General features: G+C 39.7%; 1 protein-coding gene. It reads left to right on the top strand.

Translation table 11 applies throughout. The features are described 5' to 3' along the window. Positions 1–31: 31 nt before the first annotated feature. The coding region (locus JJB97_RS18425; RefSeq protein WP_317981614.1) for a DUF6708 domain-containing protein at positions 32–373 on the top strand (342 nt) is incomplete at its 3' end.

Here is a 373-nt window from a genome sequence, read left to right as displayed (position 1 = left end):
CCAGGGGCAGCGGCGAAACGTTCAGTTTATTATGGATGAGGATTCTGTTATCCGAATGAACTCCGTTTATCTGGACGCTGTAGATAAATATTATGGGGGAAAAGGAATTATTGGCTCTATGTTGTTCCCCGTTTTATTTGTTTTACTTTATGGCGTTGGTGCTGGAGTATGGTCTACCGCCAGTGATGTGATATCTGGTAATTATCAGTCAGTGTTTATCAAATTTGTAATGACAGTCGTTTTTTTGATGCTGGCTGTTGTTGTTTTAAAACGGTTTCTTTTAAAAGAGAGTTTCTGCAAAACCCACTATCCAATCCGTTTTAACCGCAAAAATCAGATGATTTACGTTTATCAGGTAAACGGCCAGGTGCTG

It is taken from the genome of Tenebrionibacter intestinalis (genome assembly GCF_016632365.1).
GTDB lineage: Bacteria > Pseudomonadota > Gammaproteobacteria > Enterobacterales > Enterobacteriaceae > Tenebrionibacter > Tenebrionibacter intestinalis.
This window is presented reverse-complemented; position numbering and strand designations above follow the sequence as displayed.